Consider the following 20,804-nt stretch of genomic DNA (forward strand, 5'->3'; position numbering starts at 1 on the left):
TTGAAGAATTAAAAAATTCTTAAGAATTTACATGAGAAAAAGATAAGAAATATGTGAGAAATTAAATTTATACAAAAGGGATGGAGTGAAAGAGATGTCAACAAATGTAGTTACTGTAGAAAGTGTAGAAAAAACGTATGGGAAAAGAAATGAGAATCAGTCAAAAGCATTAAGGGGTGTGTCATTAAGTATTAAAGAAGGGGAATTTGTAGGGATTATGGGTCCTTCTGGATCTGGAAAGACGACTTTACTGAATGTGATTAGTACATTAGATCAAGCTACGGGTGGTAGTGTGATAATAGCTGGCACAAATATTACTTCTATGAAGGGGAACGCATTATCAGATTTTCGATCTCAAAAATTAGGGTTCATCTTTCAAGATTTTAACTTACTAGAAAACTTATCAATTTATGAAAATATCGCTTTACCACTTTCCCTGCAAGGCGTACCTTCAAGTGAGATTACGGGAAAGGTAAATGACGTAGCGAAGAAATTAGGGATTACTGAAATTTTAACAAAATATCCGACGGCTGTTTCGGGTGGTCAAAAGCAAAGAACAGCAGCAGCACGAGCTTTAGTACATAATCCAGCCATTGTATTAGCAGATGAACCGACAGGAGCGCTTGATAGCAAAAATGCAAAAAGCTTATTAGAAGCGATGCAAGATTTACATGAAAATCACAATGTAAGTATTTTGATGGTTACACACGATGCATTTAGTGCCAGTTATTGTGAGCGTATATTATTTATTCAAGACGGTCTTCTTTATAAAGAGTTAAAGCGTCAAGGAACGAGAGAAAGTTTCTATCAAGACATTTTAGGTGTGCTCGCTCATATGGGCTCAGCTGCTGAGTCTAAGTAGGGGGCGAGACTATGTTATTCAAATTATCACGTCATAGTATGAAAAAGATGTTAAAAGATTATATGGTTTTACTTATTGGTCTCGTTATTAGCATTAGTATTTTTTACATGTTCCAAACGATGGCGATGAATAGTGAATTCACGAAGGATAATAGTCTCATTAGTAGTATAAGGCTTGTATTTTGGGTAGGTGCAATACTATTATCTTTCATTACTGTATTTTATATTATATATGCCAATTCTTTCTTACTCTCGTTAAGAAGAAAAGAACTCGGTATGTATATGATGCTCGGAGCGAAAAAGAAAAAAGTAGCACAGTTATTATTTATTGAAACATTCGGTATGGGTATTGTCAGTATTATTATAGGAATTTTAGTAGGGATGTTACTTGCAAGTGTAGCAGGAAACTTTTTAATGAATGGTATGGAAATTTCAGCAAAAGGTAGTTATTCATCTGTATATATACCAGCAATCCTAGTTACAGCTATTTTCTTCGTAATACTATTTTTTATTACTGGTTTAATGAATAGCATCCGTTTATTACGAAAAACAGAACTAGAGCTAATTCGTGAAGATGAAACACTAGATGAAGTGAAGAAAAGTAAAACTCGCATTATTATAATGACAGTACTTGGTGTATTACTAGTAAGTACAGGCTACTATTTTATCGTAAATATAAAAATGTTTGCTGAACTCGGTTTTATAATAGCGACAATCGTCACAACACTTGGAACATATTTTATCTTTAGTTCATTGCTCCCATTTTTTGTGATGAAAATTAAAGGAAATAAAAAACGAAATGAAACGGGCTTAAATAGTTTTACATACGCACAGCTACGCTTTCGAGTAAATAGTTTATCGAGAGTATTAGGCACTGTAGCGATGTTAATTGCATTAGGGGCAGGTGCGATGACAGCAGGTATGGCGTTCCAAAAAAATGTAGGTATTATGACAGACTTCTCACGTGTGTATGATGTCGTAATTCATGATCCAAATGAACAAGATACAGCTGCATTAAAAGAAATGGAAATTGTTGAAGAAAGCAAGTACAAGTATAAAGTAGATGGGGAAGCGGTTTATTACTTACGTAATGATTTAACAGCGAAACCACCACTAATTTCTGAACGCTTTGATACGAAAACTTTAAAAGAGCCTGCGCGTAAACGGGTGGCCGAACCTTTAACGGAACCTGTATACTCTGCTTTAGAGGCTCCTGAATTAGCAAAATTCCCTCGTATGCCGAAAGATTGGGAAGATGCAATTGTAAGAGAAATACAAATTACACATAATCAATTTAATGGAAAACCTGTAAGAATTGCAGATGAAGCGTATTATAAAGGAATTCAAGGAACAGAACACACTGTAACATTAGCAAAAGTAGATGATATGAAAAAGTATAAACCGTTGTTGATTGAAATAGATAAGAGACAAAAAGAACAAATTGAAAAAACAACAGGTACAAAAGTAGACATATTTACGAAAATGACAATTTATCAGTTAACGAGCAGTTTAATGAGCGGAACAATGTTTATGGGATTTTTCCTCGGAATTGCCTTTTTAGCGATGATGGCAAGTTCACTAATGTTCAAAATATTAACAGGTGCTTCTCGTGATGTACGCCGTTATGAAATGTTACGAAAAATCGGTGTGAGACGTAGTATGTTAACGAAAAGTATATATAAAGAAATTTCATATTTATTTATCTTCCCAGCAATCATTGGTATTTCTCACGTGTTAGTAGGGCTTAACTTATTTAGCTTCATATTAGTTGACCCGTTTGTAAAAGTGTGGGTGCCAATTGGGATTTTCTTAGTCATTTATTTCATCTATTACTGGATAACTGTTCAACTTTATAAAGGTATGGTAATGCCGAAAGAAGAAGTAGCTAAATAGTTTATGAAAAGAGTCCTTGTTTGAAAACAAGGGCTTTTTTCTATATTTGTAATACATGTGATCAAGTTTTTCTACGATTAATCTATTGAAAATTAAGAAAATATTAAGAGTTTATATATCGGAATGTTAAGAAGTGTATGGGATATTAATAATGTAGTTTTATAGAATTAAATTGTTATTTTGACAAATTTATAAGAAAGGATGCATCTCATGAAGAAGATAAAAAAATTAATAACATTTATTGGAGTCATAACTACACTAACACTAATGGTAGCGCTAGTATTTCCTACATGGACTTCGCAAATAAAAGGGAAAAACAGTATAAGTACATTAGAACAAATAGAGATAAATGGAAGTGGTCATGAAATTATGATACGTGGCAAAGATAAGAACAATCCAGTTATTATTTTTGTACATGGTGGACCTGGTTCTTCAGAAATACCATATGCTCAAAAGTATCAAAAATTATTGGAAGAGAAATTCACCGTAGTTAATTATGATCAAAGAGGAAGCGGGAAATCGTATCATTTCTTTGAGGACTATTCAAATCTTACATCAGATCTTCTTGTAGAGGATGTATTAGCTATGACAGAGTATATTTCAAAACGTATGGGAAAAGAAAAGGTAATATTAATTGGCCATTCTTACGGTACATATATCGGAATGCAAGCTGCTAATAAAGCACCGGAAAAATACGAAGCATATGTTGGGATAGGGCAGATGAGTGATACAGTAGAAAGTGAAATGGATAGTTTAAACTATGTAATTGAACAGGCACAAAATGCTAGGAATACAGATGAAGTTTCCTATTTTAATGGATTAACTGAAAAAATTAAAAATGGTGATACATACACTCCGCGGAATTATGTTGCGAAATATGGTGGAACATCAAGACTCATTGAAAATCCAGATGGTGATAACATCGGGATGTTACTCAGTAATGAATATAACTTGTTAGACGTAATTCGTTATAACGTTGGATTATCACACTCTCAGACTGTCTTATTAGAAAAAGATTTAAAGAATCCATTACCTACTAAGGTGAAGAAACTGAAGTTACCGTTTTATTTCCTTATGGGGAAATATGACTATAATACTTCATTTCATGCGGCAAAAACATATTTTAATACGATTGAAGCAGAGCAAAAAGAATTTATTACTTTTGAAAAATCCGCGCATTATCCGCAATTTGAAGAGAAGGAAAAGTTTTATGAGTGGATGTGCGATACATTCGTAAATAAATAAAGTGTATCCGAACTATAGAGAATTAAAAACGTTAGCGAGATGTATCGTTACATAAAGCGAAATCAAATAAAAAGGACTCTTGTATAAAAAAATAAGAGTCTTTTTTATAATGTTCTCTATACAGAAGGAAAAGATTGGATAATAGTGGAAAAATATAATATAACTTCCAAGAAATGACTAGAATAATAAAATTTTGTCGAGAGAAAGGATACGAAGTATGAAAGAAATGCTACAGTTATTTCGCAACAAAGTGTATGCACGTTTTTTTCTAGCAAATATTTTAGAGCGACTCGGTTCTATGATTGCTGGAGTTTCTTTAATGTTTTATTTGCTAGATCAATATGGAAAACAACCAGTTTACGCAACGATGACACAAATTATGATGGCATTACCTGCATTAATCTTTTTTCTATTAGTAGGGACAGTAGTGGATCGTTTTGATAGACAGCGTATATGCACGGTAAGTAACATATGTTGTTCGCTCTGTAATATTGGAATTCTAATTTCGCTTTATTACGGGATGATTATACTCGTCTTTATATTTTTATTTTTGGAAAATGCATGTATACAATTTTTCTCTCCATCAGAACAGTCGATGATACAGGGTGTAGTTGAATCCGACCAATACGGTGCAGCAGCAGGTGTGAATCAAATGGTGAATAGTTTGTATGCTTTGTTCGGTGTAGGAATTGCAACGATGGTGTACTGGACTTTTGGAATATACGGGAGTATTTTAGTAAATACGCTCACTTTTATTATGAGTGGTATTTTGATTCAAACAATCTCCATTCCAGAAAAAGTGCGTTTGCCAAACGGTATAACAAAATGGAAAGAAGTTAATTTGAAAATGTTAATAACAGAGTTTCAAGAAGGGATCAAGTATATATATCAAAATGACACTTTAAAAAAATTACTTTTAGGATTTATCGTGTTTGGACTATTAAATGGTATTTTAAGCGTATCCACAACTTACATATTAAAATATAAATTAGCACCAGCAACGTATGAAAGTTTAGCAATGGTAGGCGGTGTGGTTGGAGGGATTTCATTACTAATTGGAAGTATAGTAGCAACAAGTGTAGGTAAGAAATATGCACCCAAACCTATTATTGTATTTGGTATGGCGGGCTCAGGGGTCTTTTTCGGTATGTGTTACTTTGTAAACCACGTATGGTCTTTTTACGTATGTATCGCTTTTGCGACATTCTTTTTACCGTTTATTAATGTTGCAATCATGGGCTGGATGTATGAAATTGTAGAAGAGTCATTCATGGGGCGTGTACAAAGCTTACTTAGTCCATTAACGACAGGATTCCAGCTTTTATCTCTCGGTGCGATAGCGATGTTATTCCCAAAATGGATTCGTGCAGATACATTGTATATTATTTTATTTGGTTTATTATTGTTTGTTACATGTTTATATCAAGCTATTTTACCAAGTGGGCAAAAGCAAGTACATACAGTAGCTAAAGAGATGTGATATATTTAGTTTTTTTTATTTCTGAATATTCTATTGTATGGTAAGGGGAAATTGTTATGTTGATGCGAATTGTTAAATGGTGTGGGATTACTTGTTTACAACTAGTAGCTGCAATTTTATGTATAATCTGCCTAGGAGCGCTACCACGTTTATTTAAGGGATTACAAATTGATTTAATCGGTTTTTGGAATACGATTGTATTTCTTGGAGGGAAGTTACTTCAACCGGGTGAAATTACATATGGATTTCGGGATTCAAGAAAATTATTTCCGCAAATATGGATTCATTATATTGAAACGATGATTGTATTTCTTTCAGCTTTTTTACTCTCTTTGCTTATAGCGTATATACTTGTCATTTGGGTATTACAGCGTTCTCATATGAAACAGAAAATGTGGAACGGGATTTTTCTTACGCTTGAGAGTATACCAGATATATTACTTATTTTATTATCGCAACTTTTTGTCGTAATTATGTTTCAAAAAACAGGATTTATGCCGATCAAACTGGCTGGATTAGGGGAAGAAAGGATACGCTTGTTACCAATTATATGTCTTACAATACCAACAACATTATTGTTTATTAAACTGTTGTTATTACGGTTTAAAGAAGAATTAGAGAAAGATTATAGTTTATTTGCTAAAAGTAAAGGGCTTAGTTTAAGACATATTTTAACACATCATATTTCAAGAAATGTTTTGTTAACAACGATCTATTATGCAAAAACAAATATTTTATTTATGTTATCAAATTTATATATTATTGAATGGATATTTAATACGTACGGTATGTTTGTTTTTGTAAAAGAAAATTCGAAATTAGAAATATTTACAGTGAGTCTAGTAATATTATACGTACCGCTTTTTATACTGTTTCGTTTATTACATACGTTCTTACAAAATATTATAAAGGAGCGTGTGTAACATGTGGCAAGTTGTAAAAAGAGATGTGAGATTTTGGATAGGTATTACTTTTTTGAGTGTACTAATGATTGTTAGTATTGGATATACGTTGTTTTTTAATGGGAATATTCGTGAACTTACGATGATGTATAACGAAAAAGGGGAACTAGAGGCAGCTCCATTTGCACCATCAAGTAAATTTTGGTTTGGAAGTGATGTGAAAGGTCGTGACCTTGTTCAATTAATAATAGAAGGTGCAAAATGGACAGTTGGTGCAAGTATAATTATAGCGATTTTACGAGTTATAGTTGGAGGGGGAATTGGTTTACTTCTTGGTATGTATGGTAAACGTTCTTTTCCAGTTATTTCATCCTTTTTTGACCCTTTTAGTATTGTACCGATGGTTATGATTTCTTATTTTATGTTAAATGAAGTATTAACGTTTGATAGTGGAGCAGAAGTTGTGCCGTTATATTTGCGTGTGGCATTTCAAATTATAGTTCTTGTATGTCTCGCTGTACCAACAGTGATGTTGTATGTAGCGCAAGAAGTAAAACGTATTAAGAAAGAAGAATTTATGTTGGCAGCCACTGTGCTCGGCGGTAGTAAGTGGCAGAGGTTGAAGCGCCATATATGGCCTCATATGTTACCACCATTTCTTTTATTAGTAGCACAACAATTTGTAAGTACGTTATTACTTCTTTTACATCTTGGTTTGTTACAATTATTTTTTGGCGGAACAATAACCTTCAGTGGAATGGATCCAGATAGTGTAACAAAAGAATGGACTGGCCTAATTGGTCAAAACTTCCGCCATTTAACTACACATACATGGATTGTACTTATACCGATTGCTTTTTATAGTATGACAATTCTCGCAGGAAATCTAGTTAGTAATAGTATGCAAGATGCGATTAAGTTAGGAAATACGAGAAGGCCAGAGCGGAAAGGTAGAGAAGTGCAAGCAGAGAAACAAGTACAACCAACTACGAATGACTTTTCTTTTTATAGAGAGATACAAAAATAAAAAGATAGCTGAAAGCAACTTGTTTTCAGCTATCTTTTTCTGTTTATAGTGGTGGTAAATCAATCTTACCTTCTTCAAATAATTCTTTTATCATATGCTTCGTATAACCAGCGGCTTGACCAAATGTGATTTTTGCTGGCATTGGTGCTTCGTTAGCATCTACAACTACATCAATAATGCACGGTTTATTTTGTTTTACTGCATTTTCGAAAGCGGGAAGTAGTTCATCTAAATTCTCAATACGGTATCCAATACCTCCGCATACCTCTGCATATTTTGCAAAATCAGGGTTCGTTAAGTCTGTTTCGAATTCGATATTACCCATCACTTCTTGTTCGAATTTAATCATCGCAATTTTATTATTGTTTAATACGACGACAACGATTGGTAGTTTATATTTAACAGCTGTTACGAAGTCATTCATCGTCATTCCAAATCCGCCATCACCACAAACTGCAAATACTTGTTTATCCGGGAATGCAATTTTTCCAGCAAGAGCACCAGGTAAACCGCAACCAAGTGTTGCGAGCCAGCTAGAAATGACAAATTGCTGGTTTGTCATACGGAAGTGCCTTGCGGTCCATACTGTTACATTTCCGACATCGACTGATAGAATTGCGTCATCATGTGCTACTTGCTGCAGAGCATGCATAACGCGTTGTGGTTTAATTGGAATGGAAGAGTCTTCTTCTTGATCGTGTAATTTTTCTTCCCACTTTTTCATCATGTCTTGGTGATGTTCTAAGAAGGAATGGTCTGTGTGTTCTTCAACATTTTCAATTAACCATCGTAATGTTTTATCAGCATCACCAGCTAAACCAATATCTGTCGCATAACGTTTTCCGATTTGGGCAGGATCTGTATCGATATGAATTGTTTTTGCTTTTTCAGGTAAGAAGCCTGTGAACGGATAAGAAGTACCGACCATAATTAAAGTATCTGCATGCTTCATTGCTTCATAAGAAGGTTTCGTTCCAATTAATCCCAATCCACCAATACAAAGAGGGTGTTCATCAGGAATAATTCCTTTAGCTGGTAATGTAAGTACGATTGGAGCACCAATATGTTCTGCCAATGCAAGTAAAGATTCTCTCGCATGTTTTGTTCCTTTTCCAGCTAAAATCACAGGCTTTTTCGCTTCATTTATTGCGAATTTCGCTGCATCTAAATCTTCTTTTTGTGGAAACAACTCAGGCAAAGTAAAAGAAGTATTTGTAATACGAGCACCATTTTTTACTTCGAATTTCGGGACATCATCTGGAATTGTAAGAACGGATACACCTTTTTTCGTATAAGCCATTCGAATTGCTTGATTCACTACGGCAGGTAGTTGCTCTGCTGACATAATACGCTGGTTATAAACCGCGACATCATCAAACATTCTTTCTAAATTTACTTCTTGGAAAAAATCCGTTCCGAGTAAATCGGTTTCTACTTGACCTGAAATTGCTAGAACAGGGGCTTTATCGAGTTTCGCATCATATAAACCATTTAATAAATGAATAGCACCAGGTCCTGCAATTGCCATACAAACGCCAAGTTTTCCTGTTAATTTCGCATAGGCAGCCGCTGCTAATGCACCAGCTTCTTCGTGGCGAACTTGAATGAATTTAATTTTATCTTGTTTTTTTCTTAAAGCTTCAATAAGAGAGTTGATGGAATCTCCAGGCATACCGTATATGTGTTCTACGCCCCAGTCAATTAATAGGTCAACTAGTGCTTCACCGGCTGTTTTCCCAAACATAATTTTTCCTCCTTATAATCAGGTAGATACTATTATGTTTTGGAGAAAAAGGAAAAATATACAAATGATAATATTATTATCTTTAATGATGACCAGCGAATAGTGTAAATACTGTTATTAGTAAAAATCCACTAGATGCCCATGTTAAAAATGAAAGGAAAGAGAGCTGCTTCTTTGCTTTCCAAAGCATTTCATGAATTGTGACATAGCCAAGTGAACCGATAGCACTTCCCATAATGAGTCCTTGTAAATGAAGCGCTTTTCCTTCCATTAAAATGCCAAAAACTGTACCGGTACCGAGAATAAGAGATAGTAATAAAGTTGTTAATAAAAAGGAAATATATTTATGTTTTGTAAAGAGAAAGGGGATAATTAATGCTAAGCCTTCAGGAATATGGTGAACGACGATTGCTATTAAAAAAGGTATGGCAGAGTCAGCATGATTAATAAAAGCAGTACCTAAAGCAAATCCACTCGGCAAATTATGAATAAATATAGCGAAAGAGAGAAAAAGGAAAGTTTGCCATGCTTGTTGATCTTTTGTATATATCATTGGATGGTGACAATAGTTATCTAATAAGCTCATAACTAAAATACCGATAGCTATACCAAGTATAGGTCCAATCATTTCATAGCTTGAAAATGTTTCAGGAATAATTTCAAGTAGTAAGAGTCCAAGCAAAATACCACCACATAATGCATATAAACGATGCATTTTTTCTTCAATTAGCTGGCGCGTAGCAATGCCAACAGCACCGCCTAATAATAAGCCACCAAATGAAAAAAATGTAACTATCATAGGAATCCATAATCGTTCCATCGTATCACACTCCGATTCTTCCACCTTATTTTTAGCTTACGAAAAGGAAAGTTAGATTAGTCCAAGTAATTGTGTTTGATTATAGAGAAAAAACTAACAATTCGTTATAATTTATATATTAAATTTAAGTGGAAATATGAAATGGGGAGTAATTTTGCAAACAAAGTGGAGTCTATCGGAATATGAAAATCCAAAACGATATGATATAGAAAATAAAAGTTTATCAGATTTTCCGTTTTTACTATCATGGGCACAAAAACTACATATACAAAATGAATGGATTCTAGATCTTGCCTGTGGTACAGGAAGGGTTACAATTCCATTTATAGAAAATGGATATCAAATGATTGGTGTAGATATACATGAAGGCATGCTTGCTGAAGCAAAGACAAAAACTACGGATTGTAAGAAGGTAAAATGGTTACAACAAAACTGTTTACAATTAAGCATGAATGAAACAATTCCGTTTGCATTTATGGTGGGGCACGGATTCCAGCATTTCCTTACGAATACAGATCAAGATCAGTTATTAACATCTATTCATCACGTATTAGCTGACAATGGTATATTTATATTCGATACACGTTTTCCTTCAAAAGAAGAATTAATACAGCCATCTACAGAAGAATATTGGACAACAATTAGTGATGAAAAGGGGAGGAAATGTGATCTATATACTGAAATGACATATGATTCAATTCAGCAAATACAGCACTACATAACAACAAGAAAGTTTTATGAGGGGGATACGCTAGTAGATGAACTAAAAACAACGATTGATCTTCGCTATACATATCCGCAGGAGTTAGAAAGATTATTAGTAGCGAATGGTTTTGAATTATTACATATATATAATGATTGGGAAGGCAATGAGTTAGGGGAAGATTGCTATTCTATGGTAGTAGTCTGCCGGAAGAAAAAATAGTATTATTTTAAAAATATGAATGTGAAAAGCCTTTAAGGAGAGGGAAAAATGACTTGGTACTTAGATAATGTTTATGAATTAAATAAAGAAGCGCCCTATACATTCTACCTTCCTAGCTCAGAAGTTTTGGAGAAATTAAAGGTTGGGGATTTGGTAAAGCTAATTTTTGTATCTAAAAATGAGGAAGAAGATGGATTTAATGGTGAAAGAATGTGGGTTGAAATCATTGAAAGAAATGAGAAGAAGTTTGTAGGGGAACTGAGCAATGAACCATATCGCTTAGATTTAAAAATAGGTGATAAAATTTCATTTGGGATTGAAAATATATGTGATACGGAATATAACGATCCATCTTCAAAAGATTGGGATTTTTATTTTGATACGAAGGTAATTGTTAGTAATGATGTACTTGAAAAAAGAGAATTTAACTTTATGCTTAAAGAAGATTCAAGAGAAGAAGGTGACTCTGGTTGGTCAATTTTAAGTGGCTATGAAAGTGATGACTATGTGAATGATCCTAAAAACTTTCAAATTATTTCAATTGGAGTCATTTTGAATATAGATGATTCTATTTTAAAATTTCTTGAGGAACCACCTTTATGTGCATATGAAAGAAATGATAAAGGTAGTTTTTATAAGATTGAAGACTATGATTGGGATACTTATTTAAATGGATAGAAAAAGTTATTACGTTTTAAAGAAAGCAATATAATTTCACCCTATGTGCTTGATAAAGGTTCTACAGATAATAATTCAAGAGAGTAATAGTAAATGGAGGAACAAATGATGCAACAAATTAAAAAAATAGGAAACTCATTTTGGTATATGACACCAGTTTCTGAAACAGATAGACCTATATTAGGAATGGTTGTTGGACAAGAAAAAACGTTAATGATCGATGCAGGGAATTCAGAGGAACATGCACAATTATTTTTAGAAATGTTAAAAGAAAAAAATGTATCGAATCCTGATTTTGTAGCACTAACGCATTGGCATTGGGATCATATTTTTGGATTATCTGTATTACAGAATGCATTAACTATTTCACACGCTGAAACGAAAAAAGAAATGCAGGCAATAGTATCTTATGAATGGACAGATGAAGCGTTGGACGCACGCGTAAAAGAGGGTACGGAAATTGTATTTTGTGCGGATTGCATCAAAAAAGAGTTTGAAGAAAAAGCGAGAAATATTAAAATTATTCTTCCAACCTTAACGTTCCAGGATCAAATTGAATTAGACCTTGGCGAGGTGACCTGCGTGTTAAAACATGTGGGCGGAGATCATGCACATGATTCAGTTGTTATGTACATAAAAGAAGAAAAGATATTGTTTTTAGGAGACTGTATATATGCAGATATTTTTTCCTCGAAGTGGAACTACACGACGAAAAGAACGTTTGCATTAATAGATGAATTAGAAAAATTTGATGCTGAGACATATATTCTCTCTCATGGGGAAGCGATAAATCGAGAGGAGTTTTTACAAGAGATTCGTATGTTAAAAACAGTAGGAACTTATACTGAAATACATAAAGGCGATGAAGGGAAGATAAAGGAAGCGTATAAACGAGACATAGATAGAGAATTAAATGAAGATGAACTAGAAACAATAACGTTTTTTGTAAATGGTTATGAAATGAATAATCAATAAGACACGACATGAATCCAATATAATTAAATTGCACAAAAAGAGTATTGAACTTTAATTCAATACTCTTTTCAATAGTTAAATATGTAGTTTCAACCAAATTCTAAATGGGGAATCATTGTCTGGAGGGGTGTCATTCTATGTATTTTTCGTATAGATAGTGGTTCAAGTGGAAGCTTTCCTTGCTAATTCAGTTATATAGTTGAAAAATCCATTGTGGTTTACATTATATACTACATTTACAGGTCGCCCACCATCAAATTCCACTGTACGCCCCTGACTTGGTCCGTATGTATGAACGATACTATTAATCGTTTGAGTTTTTGCGAGGTTAGTGTTTCCGACAAGCGCAGTTGTTAGTACATCCCACAAGTAGTAAGTAGAGTTCGTTGAAAAGTGAACGAGGGGAGGAACCATCGCATAGCATTGGCCAAGGAAATCTACACCAATATACTTTCGTTCTTTTGCCCAACGTTCACGTATGTCTATAGTTAATGGAACTTGGTTTGTACTTTCTAGTGTCACTAAGTCGATTTCAATTTTTGATTCCCATACACGAGCTACTGCTTCAGGGTCCCAAAATGAATTCCACTCAGCTGTTCCGTCATGCTCCGCTTCATGTACATTGCCTGCGGTAAGAAATGTACCACCCATCCAAACGAGACGTTCAATTTTATCTTCGACTATGGGAGCTTCATATAATGCACGAGCAAGGTCAGTTAGGGGGCCCGTAAATAATAAAGTTGTTTTTCCTTCATTTTGTAGAAGCGTTTCTATTAAGTGATGATGTGCAGGCTTTGCTGCTACAGGTGTTATAACTTTTCCAGCCTCATTTAAAATTGGTAAAGCATCTACATAAAATGCATGCATCCGCCAGTCTTTTGGAAATGGATTTTTCGCACGGGAATTTGATGCGGCTACTTCAATATATTTTTTGCTGAAGCGATCAATAATTTTGCGACTTGCAGATATTGCTGGTTCCAAATAGCAATCAGCAGGGATAACTGAAACACCTGTAAGTTTGACATTATCCATCTGAAGTAATAAAAATAGTGAAATTAAATCATCTACACCACCATCATGATTGAAGTACACTTTTTTCATCATTGTAATCTCCATCCTATTTGATTTAGTTAGAAATTAAACATGAATTGAGGAAAAGTCATCAATAATTTCGACTACTTCAATTTCGCCATTAATGAGTAGCTCAGGGAGTTCGTTATTCACATTTCCTTTCCAATATTCTCTAGCTTGTTCCATTTTTTGAGAAAAAGGAATAGCATCTTCTTTCGGTAAAAGATTCCCGTCACCTTCAAAAGAACTTCCGATTACTCGTAGTTTAACAATCTGCAAAACTTCTCGATTGTAAGAATCAAATAATGCTTTCCATTTTAAAGCATCTTCATAGCTTTTAGCAGCATATAAACAAGACAATCTTGATGGATAATCAGGATATTCTTGCAGCCTAACCATTTCCACAATCGTTTCTCTAATGGCTCTAATTGTTTGATCCATGTAATTCATAACTACTGTAGCATTTTCATTCTTTATATGTAATTCTTCATTTGTATAATGTTCTTTTAAAATTTGTATAGAATCTTCACCACTAGAATTTAAATGTTTTCTTTCAAAAAAGAAGTGGAATAGCGTATTCGTTTGATTTTTATTAAATTGAATGCTTTGTCCGATCTTCATTTTTTTCCTTGTTACGATATGATATACGAAAAATCCTTGTTCATTCATGGTTCTCCTCCTAGTAGTAATGTTTAAATTTAGTAATTCAACATTGAAATATATAAAACCTTTATAAGTAAAAGTGAGAATTTGTGTTGAAAGTAAAGAAAATATATGAAAACGTTTTAAATTTGTTCACAAAATGTTCACTTACGAAGAGGTTTCCAATATCGATATAATGACAAAGACTCAAAGAGAAAGGATGATGAATTTTGCCAACAACAAGAAAGGAAAACCTCCAATTTGGTATGATGATGTGCCTTGGGATGGTTATCGTAATGACGTTTTACAATTTACTAACGAATGGATCAGGAGGGCCAATTCATATTAAGGAGATCGCATTAGAACTACTAATTGCATTTATTATTGCGCTATTAATTGAAATATGTATCGTTGGACCTTGTGCGAAAAAAATTGTATTCATGTTGCCATTTGATAAATCTAAGAAAATAAATATTATCGTTGCAATGGCGACAACTATGGTAATCGGAATGGTGTTCTTTATGTCATTTTTCGGTATGGCTATGATGCATTTACATGGTGGGCTACAAGGGGATTCATTTGTTTCAATATATTTTACAATTTTTATTAAAAATTTCATTATGGCTTATCCATTACAATTAATTATTATGGGGCCACTTGTGCGTTTCTTATTTGCAAAGTTTATTTTGAAGAATAAAGCTGTAAAAGTAGCGTAAATAAATTTGTATTATCTAACTATAAAAATTATATAATATTAAATGTGATCTATTGAAAGATTGTAGCATGCATAATGAAGATAATCTAAATCATACGTTTAGTTAGGTGAAAACATTATGAAAATTAAGAAGGTATTATGAGTCAAAAGAAAAAATATAAGTAGAGCTATGTGTGAAAAAGAGATTTTAAAGTAAAACAGTGATATGTACAAAGAGGGGTGCAAATGCAACCCTCTTTATACATTCTATAAGCTTTACCATGCCAAGGAATATGGTATATGTAAGAGTCTTGATAGGTTTATTGCTTGGATTGAACCAACTTAAAAAAGGATTGTACGTTTTGTGGGCTTGAAAAATTATCAAATACAATAAAATCATCTCCATGGTTCATAGTTATTTTTTTGATAAAGGGGATTGCAGACATCTCTAATACAACCCCATCCGTATGACTGAAATCTTCTATTTCAGTGTATTTGAATTCCCATTTTAGTCCTTTTCCAAACATAGCATCAGAACAGAACAATAATCTTTTATTTGTAGCAGCTAAAATACCAGATCGGCTCATATAACCAAAATTTATTACGCAGTAGAGTGTAGAAAGAATATTTTCCTCACTGTTTAAGTATTTTTTTATTGTACTTAGATTCGCCTTCATAAGCAGGTCTCCTTATTGTTGAAAGTAAAGTGTAGAGCTGTTTAATCCATTTTACCATATATTAATCTTTTTGGATTTATAAAAGTGTAATTTTCTATAGAATAGAAGCGTCTAGTAAGGACTTTTAGGTGAGGGATGAAAAGGAGAAGAGAATTCTTTTTAGTTTTTAGTACAATAAAAAACAATGAGAATATGACTAGAAATTAAAATATTACTAAATATACGTAACTAATGAATAGAATGTCTTTTTCAGTTATTATGTTGTAAATCATTTTATGATAAAATCTTTTACATAATTTAATAAAGGGGCAGTATTCTATGGGTTATTTCTCAAATGGTTTATTAGTTTTGTTTGTGCTTATCGTATGTAGTTGTATAATTTTTGGTTAATAATATAATGAGAGTCTTATATAAAAGAAGTTATCTCAAGTGAGGTAACTTCTTTTTATTTTAGGTTGAGAAGGAATTCTATTTTTCTTATTGAAGTTTATTCTAGTTATTTTCACGTTAATTGCCATTTTTATAAGGAGAATTTTATAGAACATTAACAAACTATAGAATAAGGAGTATTTACATGAAAAATAGTATACAATACACAAGTGAACATCCTACAAAATTTAATGAATTATTAGCTTTATATGAATCTTTAGGGTGGAATTCTCTTAAATTAACAGTGAATGAATTAGAACAAATGTGTAAACAAAGTTGGTATGCAATATATGCATTTAAAGAGGAACAATTAATTGGTATGGGGCGTGTTATATCCGATGGAGTAATAACAGGCGTTATTTGTGGTGTATGTGTAATGCCGGAGTATCAGTATATTGGTATTGGAAAAGACATAGTGAAACGATTAATCCATCACTGCGAACAAAACAAGGTTATTCCGCAACTTATGTGTGTGGAAAAATTGCAATCTTATTATGAATCTATAGGGTTTGAAGCATTCTCTATTGGGATGACAAAACATATTATGAGATAGCGGTGCTTTATATTTTCAGTTTACTCGTACATATTTTCAAACTTCAGTTATAAAGGAGAATTGCTGTATGGAGATTGCTAAAGGGGTAGAAATGTTACAACTTGAATTTCAAGAATTTATCATTCACCCAATTCTTTTATGGAATGATGAAATGGCAGTTTTAATAGATACTGGTTTTCCTGGACAATTCGAAGATATACAAGTAGAGATGGAGAGAGTTGGGGTATCTGTTGATAAGCTAAAAGTTGTGATTTTGACACACCAGGATATAGATCATATAGGTAGCCTTCCTGATGTATTGGAGAATGGTGTAAGCGATATTAAAGTATATGCGCACGAGTTAGATAAGCCATATATTGAGGGAGATTTACCTTTATTGAAAGATGTACATGTAGAGAACCCACCAAAAGGAAAAGTGAGTGACACAGTGATTGACGGGCAAGAACTTCCGTATTGCGGTGGAATACTAATTCTCCATACCCCAGGGCATACTCCTGGTCATATTAGTTTATATTTGAAACAAAGTAAAACTCTTATTGCAGGAGACTCGATGTATAGTGTGAATGGAAAGTTAGGAGGAATTCACGTCCCAACAACTTTAAATATTAAAGAAGCGCAGGAGTCTTTGAAGAAGTATTTAAATCTAGATATTAAATCTGTAGTTTGTTACCACGGGGGATTAAGTAAGGGGAATATAAAGATTCAACTTCAAAATTTGTAAAAGTCGAAGATAATAATTTTTTAATAATGGATGCTAAAGTGTATTCTAATTGTTGGTATATAAATAAAGCACTTAAATGATAAAAAAGCATGTTTGAAGAAATACAAACATGCTTTTTTATTAAAGGAAACCCATGTAATTTTAACGTCCTAATCCGTTCCAATAAAAAGAAACGATTTCTTGTGCTAATTCATCTATATTTGTAAGAATAGGATTGTCATTTTCATCTTTAAAATTCCCAATTGATAATAAAGATACGAATGCATGAGCGGCAAATTTAGGGTTTCCTTTTTGGATTTCTCCAAATTGCATCGCTTTAGCGAGTGCTTTTTCTAACACTTCATACATGCTATCTTCAGCTTTTTTTAATTCCTTCAATTGTTCTTCAGATAACGACAGTTTTGCATCTTTCATAAAATTTTTCATATCGATATCCATTGTGGCATGTAAGTAAACTTTAGCAAAGTCCAATAATCTTTCTTTTAAAGTCTTATTTGTAGAAAGGATTTGCGACATATTCTCACGTATACGTACCATCATTTGAATCATAGTAGCGGTAAATAAATCTGCTTTTGTTGAATAGTAATAGTAGACGGTTGCTTTCGTAACACCACAAACTTTTGCTACTTCCTCCATAGAAACGACTTGATAATTTTGAGTAAGAAATAACCGAGTTGCAACTTCTAAAATGGTTTCTTTTGTAGATTTTATATTTTTATTTTGACGAGGCCTTCCAAGAGGGCGTTGTTTTTGTTCCAAATCCATTCGCTCCTGACATGTATTGTTTAGATAATTATAACATAATTTTTATTCATTCTTGATTAATTAACCGACCAGTATATATAATTAATAGTGGAGGAAAAAAGGAAGGTGGGTTTTTTATGAAAAAGCACCCGTTACATATGTTAGGGAGGCTTGTAGCAGGGAAAAATACGCAATGGATCACTTTATCGGTATGGATTCTTATTACATTATTACTTTCATTTACGTTACCACAAGTAAATAGTACGAAAGAACCGAATCCGAAAAATTTACCCGTAACAGCTATGTCGCAGCAAGCGGAAGCACTTATGAAAAAAGAGTTTCCGAATAATGCAGGGAATCCTTTATTAGTAGTATGGTATAGAGATGGTGGATTACAGTCCCAGGATTATAAACTCATACAAGACGTTTATAAAGAGTTAAAAGCTAGTCCTTTAAAGGAACAATCAACGTTACCACCATTTGATACAATCCCGGAACAAGTATTATCAAAAAGTGCATCAAAAGATGGTACATCATTTGTTACACCAGTATTCTTTAACAAGTCAGCTGGAACAGATATATTAAAAGGAAATCTTGATGATTTAAGAAAGATAGTGAATAGTAAGGTGGATGTAGATCCATTTAAACAAAAAATAAGTGATTCTGGATTACATGTTCGATTATCTGGACCAGTAGGCATTCAAACAGATGCAGTTAGTTTATTTAGTCAAGCAGATGTGAAATTGTTAGTTGCTACTGTATTACTTGTATTGGTTTTATTAATCTTATTGTACCGCTCACCAATATTAGCGATTTTACCTTTACTTGTTGTTGGCTTTGCATACGGCATTATTAGTCCTACACTTGGATTTTTAGCTGATCACGGATGGATTAAAGTCGATGCCCAAGCGATATCAATCATGACAGTGTTATTGTTCGGTGCTGGAACGGACTATTGCTTATTTTTAATTTCGAGATATCGGGAGTACTTGTTAGAAGAAGAAAGCAAATATAAGGCGCTGCAACTTGCAATTAAAGCTTCTGGCGGGGCAATAATAATGAGTGCATTAACAGTTGTACTTGGATTAGGAACATTATTACTTGCTCATTATGGTGCCTTCCATCGATTTGCAGTACCATTTAGTGTTGCTGTATTTATTATGGGAATCGCTGCTTTAACAATTTTACCAGCGTTATTATTAATTTTCGGTAGAGCTGCATTCTTCCCGTTTGTACCGAGAACAACTTCGATGAATGAGGAATTAGCAAGAAGGAAAAAGAAAGTAGTAAAAGTTAAAAAATCAAAAGGTGCCTTTAGTAAAAAACTTGGAGATGTTGTAGTACGTAGACCGTGGACAATCATTATGCTTACTGTATTTGTATTAGGGGGATTGGCATCATTTGTACCACGTATTCAATACACGTATGACTTATTAGAATCGTTTCCTAAAGATATGCCTTCACGCGAAGGGTTTACGTTAATTAGTAATCATTTTTCAGCTGGTGAACTAGCGCCAGTAAAAGTTGTTGTTGACACGAAAGGAAAAGAGCTTCCTATTAAACAAGAACTAGAGAAATTTTCTTTCGTAAAAACAGTGAAAGACCCAAAAGAGGGAAAAGAGAATAAGCAAATTAAAATGTATGAGGTTTCTTTAGCTGAAAATCCATACTCAATTGAAGCATTAGATCAAATCCCTAAATTGAAAACTCGTGTAGAAAAAGTATTAAAAGATGCTGGGGTTAGTAATGCAGAAGATCGACTATGGATTGGCGGAGAAACAGCTTCATTATATGATACAAAGCAAATTACAGAACGTGATGAAGCGGTTATTATTCCAGTAATGATTAGTATTATAGCTTTATTATTACTTGTTTACTTACGATCAATTGTCGCGATGATTTATTTAATTGTAACTGTTGTTTTATCATTTTTCTCTGCATTAGGAGCCGGATGGATATTACTTCACTTCGGTATGGGAGCACCGGCCATTCAAGGTGCAATACCGTTATACGCATTTGTATTTCTAGTTGCTTTAGGTGAAGATTATAATATCTTTATGGTTTCAGAAATATGGAAAAACAGAAAGACACAAAATCATTTGGATGCAGTAAAAAATGGCGTTATACAAACAGGTAGTGTCATTACATCTGCAGGTTTAATTTTAGCCGGAACTTTTGCTGTATTAGGAACACTTCCAATTCAAGTGCTCGTTCAATTTGGTATTGTAACAGCAATTGGTGTATTACTAGATACGTTTATTGTAAGACCACTACTTGTACCGGCAATCACAGTCGTTTTAGGCCGTTTTGCTTTTTGGCCAGGAAAACTTTCAAGGAAGAGTGAAGAGATACAAAAAGTGGATGCGTAGTTGAAAAAGCCAAGGATATTTTCCTTGGCTTTTTTCAATGTAATTAATTTTTTGAAGTCAAATCATCAGATGCAGCATGATCAGCATCTTCAATATCGGTTTCTGGCATTCCATATAAGCCGTTCATTGCTTGTTCTTCGATAGTAAGATTTGCAGTATTATTATTTTGAATAGGTGTAGCGTTTTCGATAACATTTTCTTTTTTATTTATATTTTTGTTATTCATGTATGAATCCTCCAAATTTCATTTGATTTATTTATAGTATGTGGATTGATTTCCAGAAATATGTGAATTGATTCTTATAGATGTAATATAATTAAATAAACAATTAGGGTGAAATGTAAACTGTTAGG

At 33.3% G+C, this 20,804-nt stretch carries 20 protein-coding genes; 13 read left to right on the forward strand and 7 right to left on the reverse strand.

Annotation, left to right across the window (positions count from 1 at the left end; translation table 11 throughout):
* Positions 1-94: 94 nt before the first annotated feature.
* The 6 genes from BGI23_RS11460 to BGI23_RS11485 all read left to right on the forward strand — a co-directional run bounded on the left by BGI23_RS11460 (position 95) and on the right by BGI23_RS11485 (position 7,408).
* Complete coding sequence (locus tag BGI23_RS11460; RefSeq protein ID WP_070805974.1) at positions 95-862, forward strand: ABC transporter ATP-binding protein; 768 nt, start codon at positions 95-97, stop codon at positions 860-862.
* Between the two features lie 11 nt (positions 863-873).
* Positions 874-2,754 carry an FtsX-like permease family protein gene (locus BGI23_RS11465; protein ID WP_070805975.1) on the forward strand — a complete coding sequence of 627 codons (1,881 nt, stop codon included), beginning with the start codon at positions 874-876 and terminating at the stop codon, positions 2,752-2,754.
* Between the two features lie 210 nt (positions 2,755-2,964).
* Entirely contained in the window at positions 2,965-3,999 is a 1,035-nt protein-coding gene (locus tag BGI23_RS11470; RefSeq protein WP_070805976.1) for an alpha/beta hydrolase, read from the forward strand.
* 217 nt (positions 4,000-4,216) lie between these two features.
* Positions 4,217-5,479: an MFS transporter gene (locus BGI23_RS11475; RefSeq protein WP_000661752.1), complete on the forward strand. Its 1,263-nt coding sequence runs from the start codon at positions 4,217-4,219 to the stop codon at positions 5,477-5,479.
* 56 nt (positions 5,480-5,535) lie between these two features.
* The gene (locus BGI23_RS11480; RefSeq protein ID WP_000929006.1) at positions 5,536-6,402 is read left to right on the forward strand and encodes an ABC transporter permease subunit; all 867 of its coding nucleotides are present in this window, start codon (positions 5,536-5,538) and stop codon (positions 6,400-6,402) included.
* A 1-nt stretch (position 6,403) separates the two neighbouring features.
* A complete protein-coding gene (locus BGI23_RS11485) occupies positions 6,404-7,408 on the forward strand; it encodes an ABC transporter permease subunit (RefSeq protein ID WP_070805977.1) in 1,005 nt (334 codons plus the stop codon).
* 43 nt (positions 7,409-7,451) lie between these two features.
* On the opposite strand, the gene BGI23_RS11490 is transcribed toward BGI23_RS11485, so the two are convergent.
* Positions 7,452-9,152, reverse strand: a complete 1,701-nt coding sequence (locus BGI23_RS11490) for a pyruvate oxidase (RefSeq protein ID WP_070805978.1) — start codon at positions 9,150-9,152, stop codon at positions 7,452-7,454.
* Between the two features lie 82 nt (positions 9,153-9,234).
* Positions 9,235-9,972 carry a ZIP family metal transporter gene (locus BGI23_RS11495; RefSeq protein ID WP_070805979.1) on the reverse strand — a complete coding sequence of 246 codons (738 nt, stop codon included), beginning with the start codon at positions 9,970-9,972 and terminating at the stop codon, positions 9,235-9,237.
* 136 nt (positions 9,973-10,108) lie between these two features.
* Between BGI23_RS11495 and BGI23_RS11500 the strand changes: the two genes are divergently transcribed.
* The 3 genes from BGI23_RS11500 to BGI23_RS11510 all read left to right on the forward strand — a co-directional run bounded on the left by BGI23_RS11500 (position 10,109) and on the right by BGI23_RS11510 (position 12,550).
* On the forward strand, positions 10,109-10,897 hold the full coding sequence (locus BGI23_RS11500; RefSeq protein ID WP_070805980.1) for a class I SAM-dependent methyltransferase: 789 nt from the start codon (positions 10,109-10,111) through the stop codon (positions 10,895-10,897).
* A gap of 48 nt (positions 10,898-10,945) precedes the next feature.
* Positions 10,946-11,575, forward strand: coding sequence for an immunity protein Imm33 domain-containing protein (locus BGI23_RS11505; RefSeq protein WP_070805981.1), 630 nt, complete (start codon positions 10,946-10,948; stop codon positions 11,573-11,575).
* A gap of 108 nt (positions 11,576-11,683) precedes the next feature.
* The gene (locus BGI23_RS11510) at positions 11,684-12,550 is read left to right on the forward strand and encodes an MBL fold metallo-hydrolase (RefSeq protein WP_070805982.1); all 867 of its coding nucleotides are present in this window, start codon (positions 11,684-11,686) and stop codon (positions 12,548-12,550) included.
* A gap of 162 nt (positions 12,551-12,712) precedes the next feature.
* Here BGI23_RS11510 and BGI23_RS11515 read toward each other — a convergent pair whose 3' ends face one another.
* Both BGI23_RS11515 and BGI23_RS11520 read right to left on the reverse strand, forming a co-directional pair.
* Entirely contained in the window at positions 12,713-13,654 is a 942-nt protein-coding gene (locus tag BGI23_RS11515) for a nucleoside hydrolase (RefSeq protein WP_070805983.1), read from the reverse strand.
* 33 nt (positions 13,655-13,687) lie between these two features.
* A complete protein-coding gene (locus tag BGI23_RS11520) occupies positions 13,688-14,290 on the reverse strand; it encodes a DUF2441 domain-containing protein (RefSeq protein WP_001005242.1) in 603 nt (200 codons plus the stop codon).
* A gap of 203 nt (positions 14,291-14,493) precedes the next feature.
* Here BGI23_RS11520 and BGI23_RS11525 point away from each other — a divergent pair, with 203 nt between their 5' ends.
* On the forward strand, positions 14,494-14,979 hold the full coding sequence (locus BGI23_RS11525; protein ID WP_070805984.1) for a DUF2798 domain-containing protein: 486 nt from the start codon (positions 14,494-14,496) through the stop codon (positions 14,977-14,979).
* 298 nt (positions 14,980-15,277) lie between these two features.
* Here BGI23_RS11525 and BGI23_RS11530 read toward each other — a convergent pair whose 3' ends face one another.
* Entirely contained in the window at positions 15,278-15,634 is a 357-nt protein-coding gene (locus tag BGI23_RS11530) for a PH domain-containing protein (protein ID WP_044791090.1), read from the reverse strand.
* A gap of 574 nt (positions 15,635-16,208) precedes the next feature.
* Here BGI23_RS11530 and BGI23_RS11535 point away from each other — a divergent pair.
* Entirely contained in the window at positions 16,209-16,616 is a 408-nt protein-coding gene (locus BGI23_RS11535) for a GNAT family N-acetyltransferase (RefSeq protein WP_070805985.1), read from the forward strand.
* Between the two features lie 67 nt (positions 16,617-16,683).
* Positions 16,684-17,337 carry an MBL fold metallo-hydrolase gene (locus BGI23_RS11540; protein ID WP_070805986.1) on the forward strand — a complete coding sequence of 218 codons (654 nt, stop codon included), beginning with the start codon at positions 16,684-16,686 and terminating at the stop codon, positions 17,335-17,337.
* 141 nt (positions 17,338-17,478) lie between these two features.
* Here BGI23_RS11540 and BGI23_RS11545 read toward each other — a convergent pair whose 3' ends face one another.
* Entirely contained in the window at positions 17,479-18,096 is a 618-nt protein-coding gene (locus tag BGI23_RS11545; protein ID WP_000435997.1) for a TetR/AcrR family transcriptional regulator, read from the reverse strand.
* 122 nt (positions 18,097-18,218) lie between these two features.
* Here BGI23_RS11545 and BGI23_RS11550 point away from each other — a divergent pair, with 122 nt between their 5' ends.
* Positions 18,219-20,450 carry an MMPL family transporter gene (locus BGI23_RS11550; RefSeq protein WP_070805987.1) on the forward strand — a complete coding sequence of 744 codons (2,232 nt, stop codon included), beginning with the start codon at positions 18,219-18,221 and terminating at the stop codon, positions 20,448-20,450.
* Between the two features lie 43 nt (positions 20,451-20,493).
* Here BGI23_RS11550 and BGI23_RS11555 read toward each other — a convergent pair whose 3' ends face one another.
* Positions 20,494-20,676, reverse strand: a complete 183-nt coding sequence (locus BGI23_RS11555; RefSeq protein WP_001060594.1) for a DUF4021 family protein — start codon at positions 20,674-20,676, stop codon at positions 20,494-20,496.
* Between the last annotated feature and the right edge of the window lie 128 nt (positions 20,677-20,804).

The organism is Bacillus sp. ABP14, assembly GCF_001831375.1.
GTDB classification, from domain to species: Bacteria; Bacillota; Bacilli; order Bacillales; family Bacillaceae_G; genus Bacillus_A; species Bacillus_A paranthracis.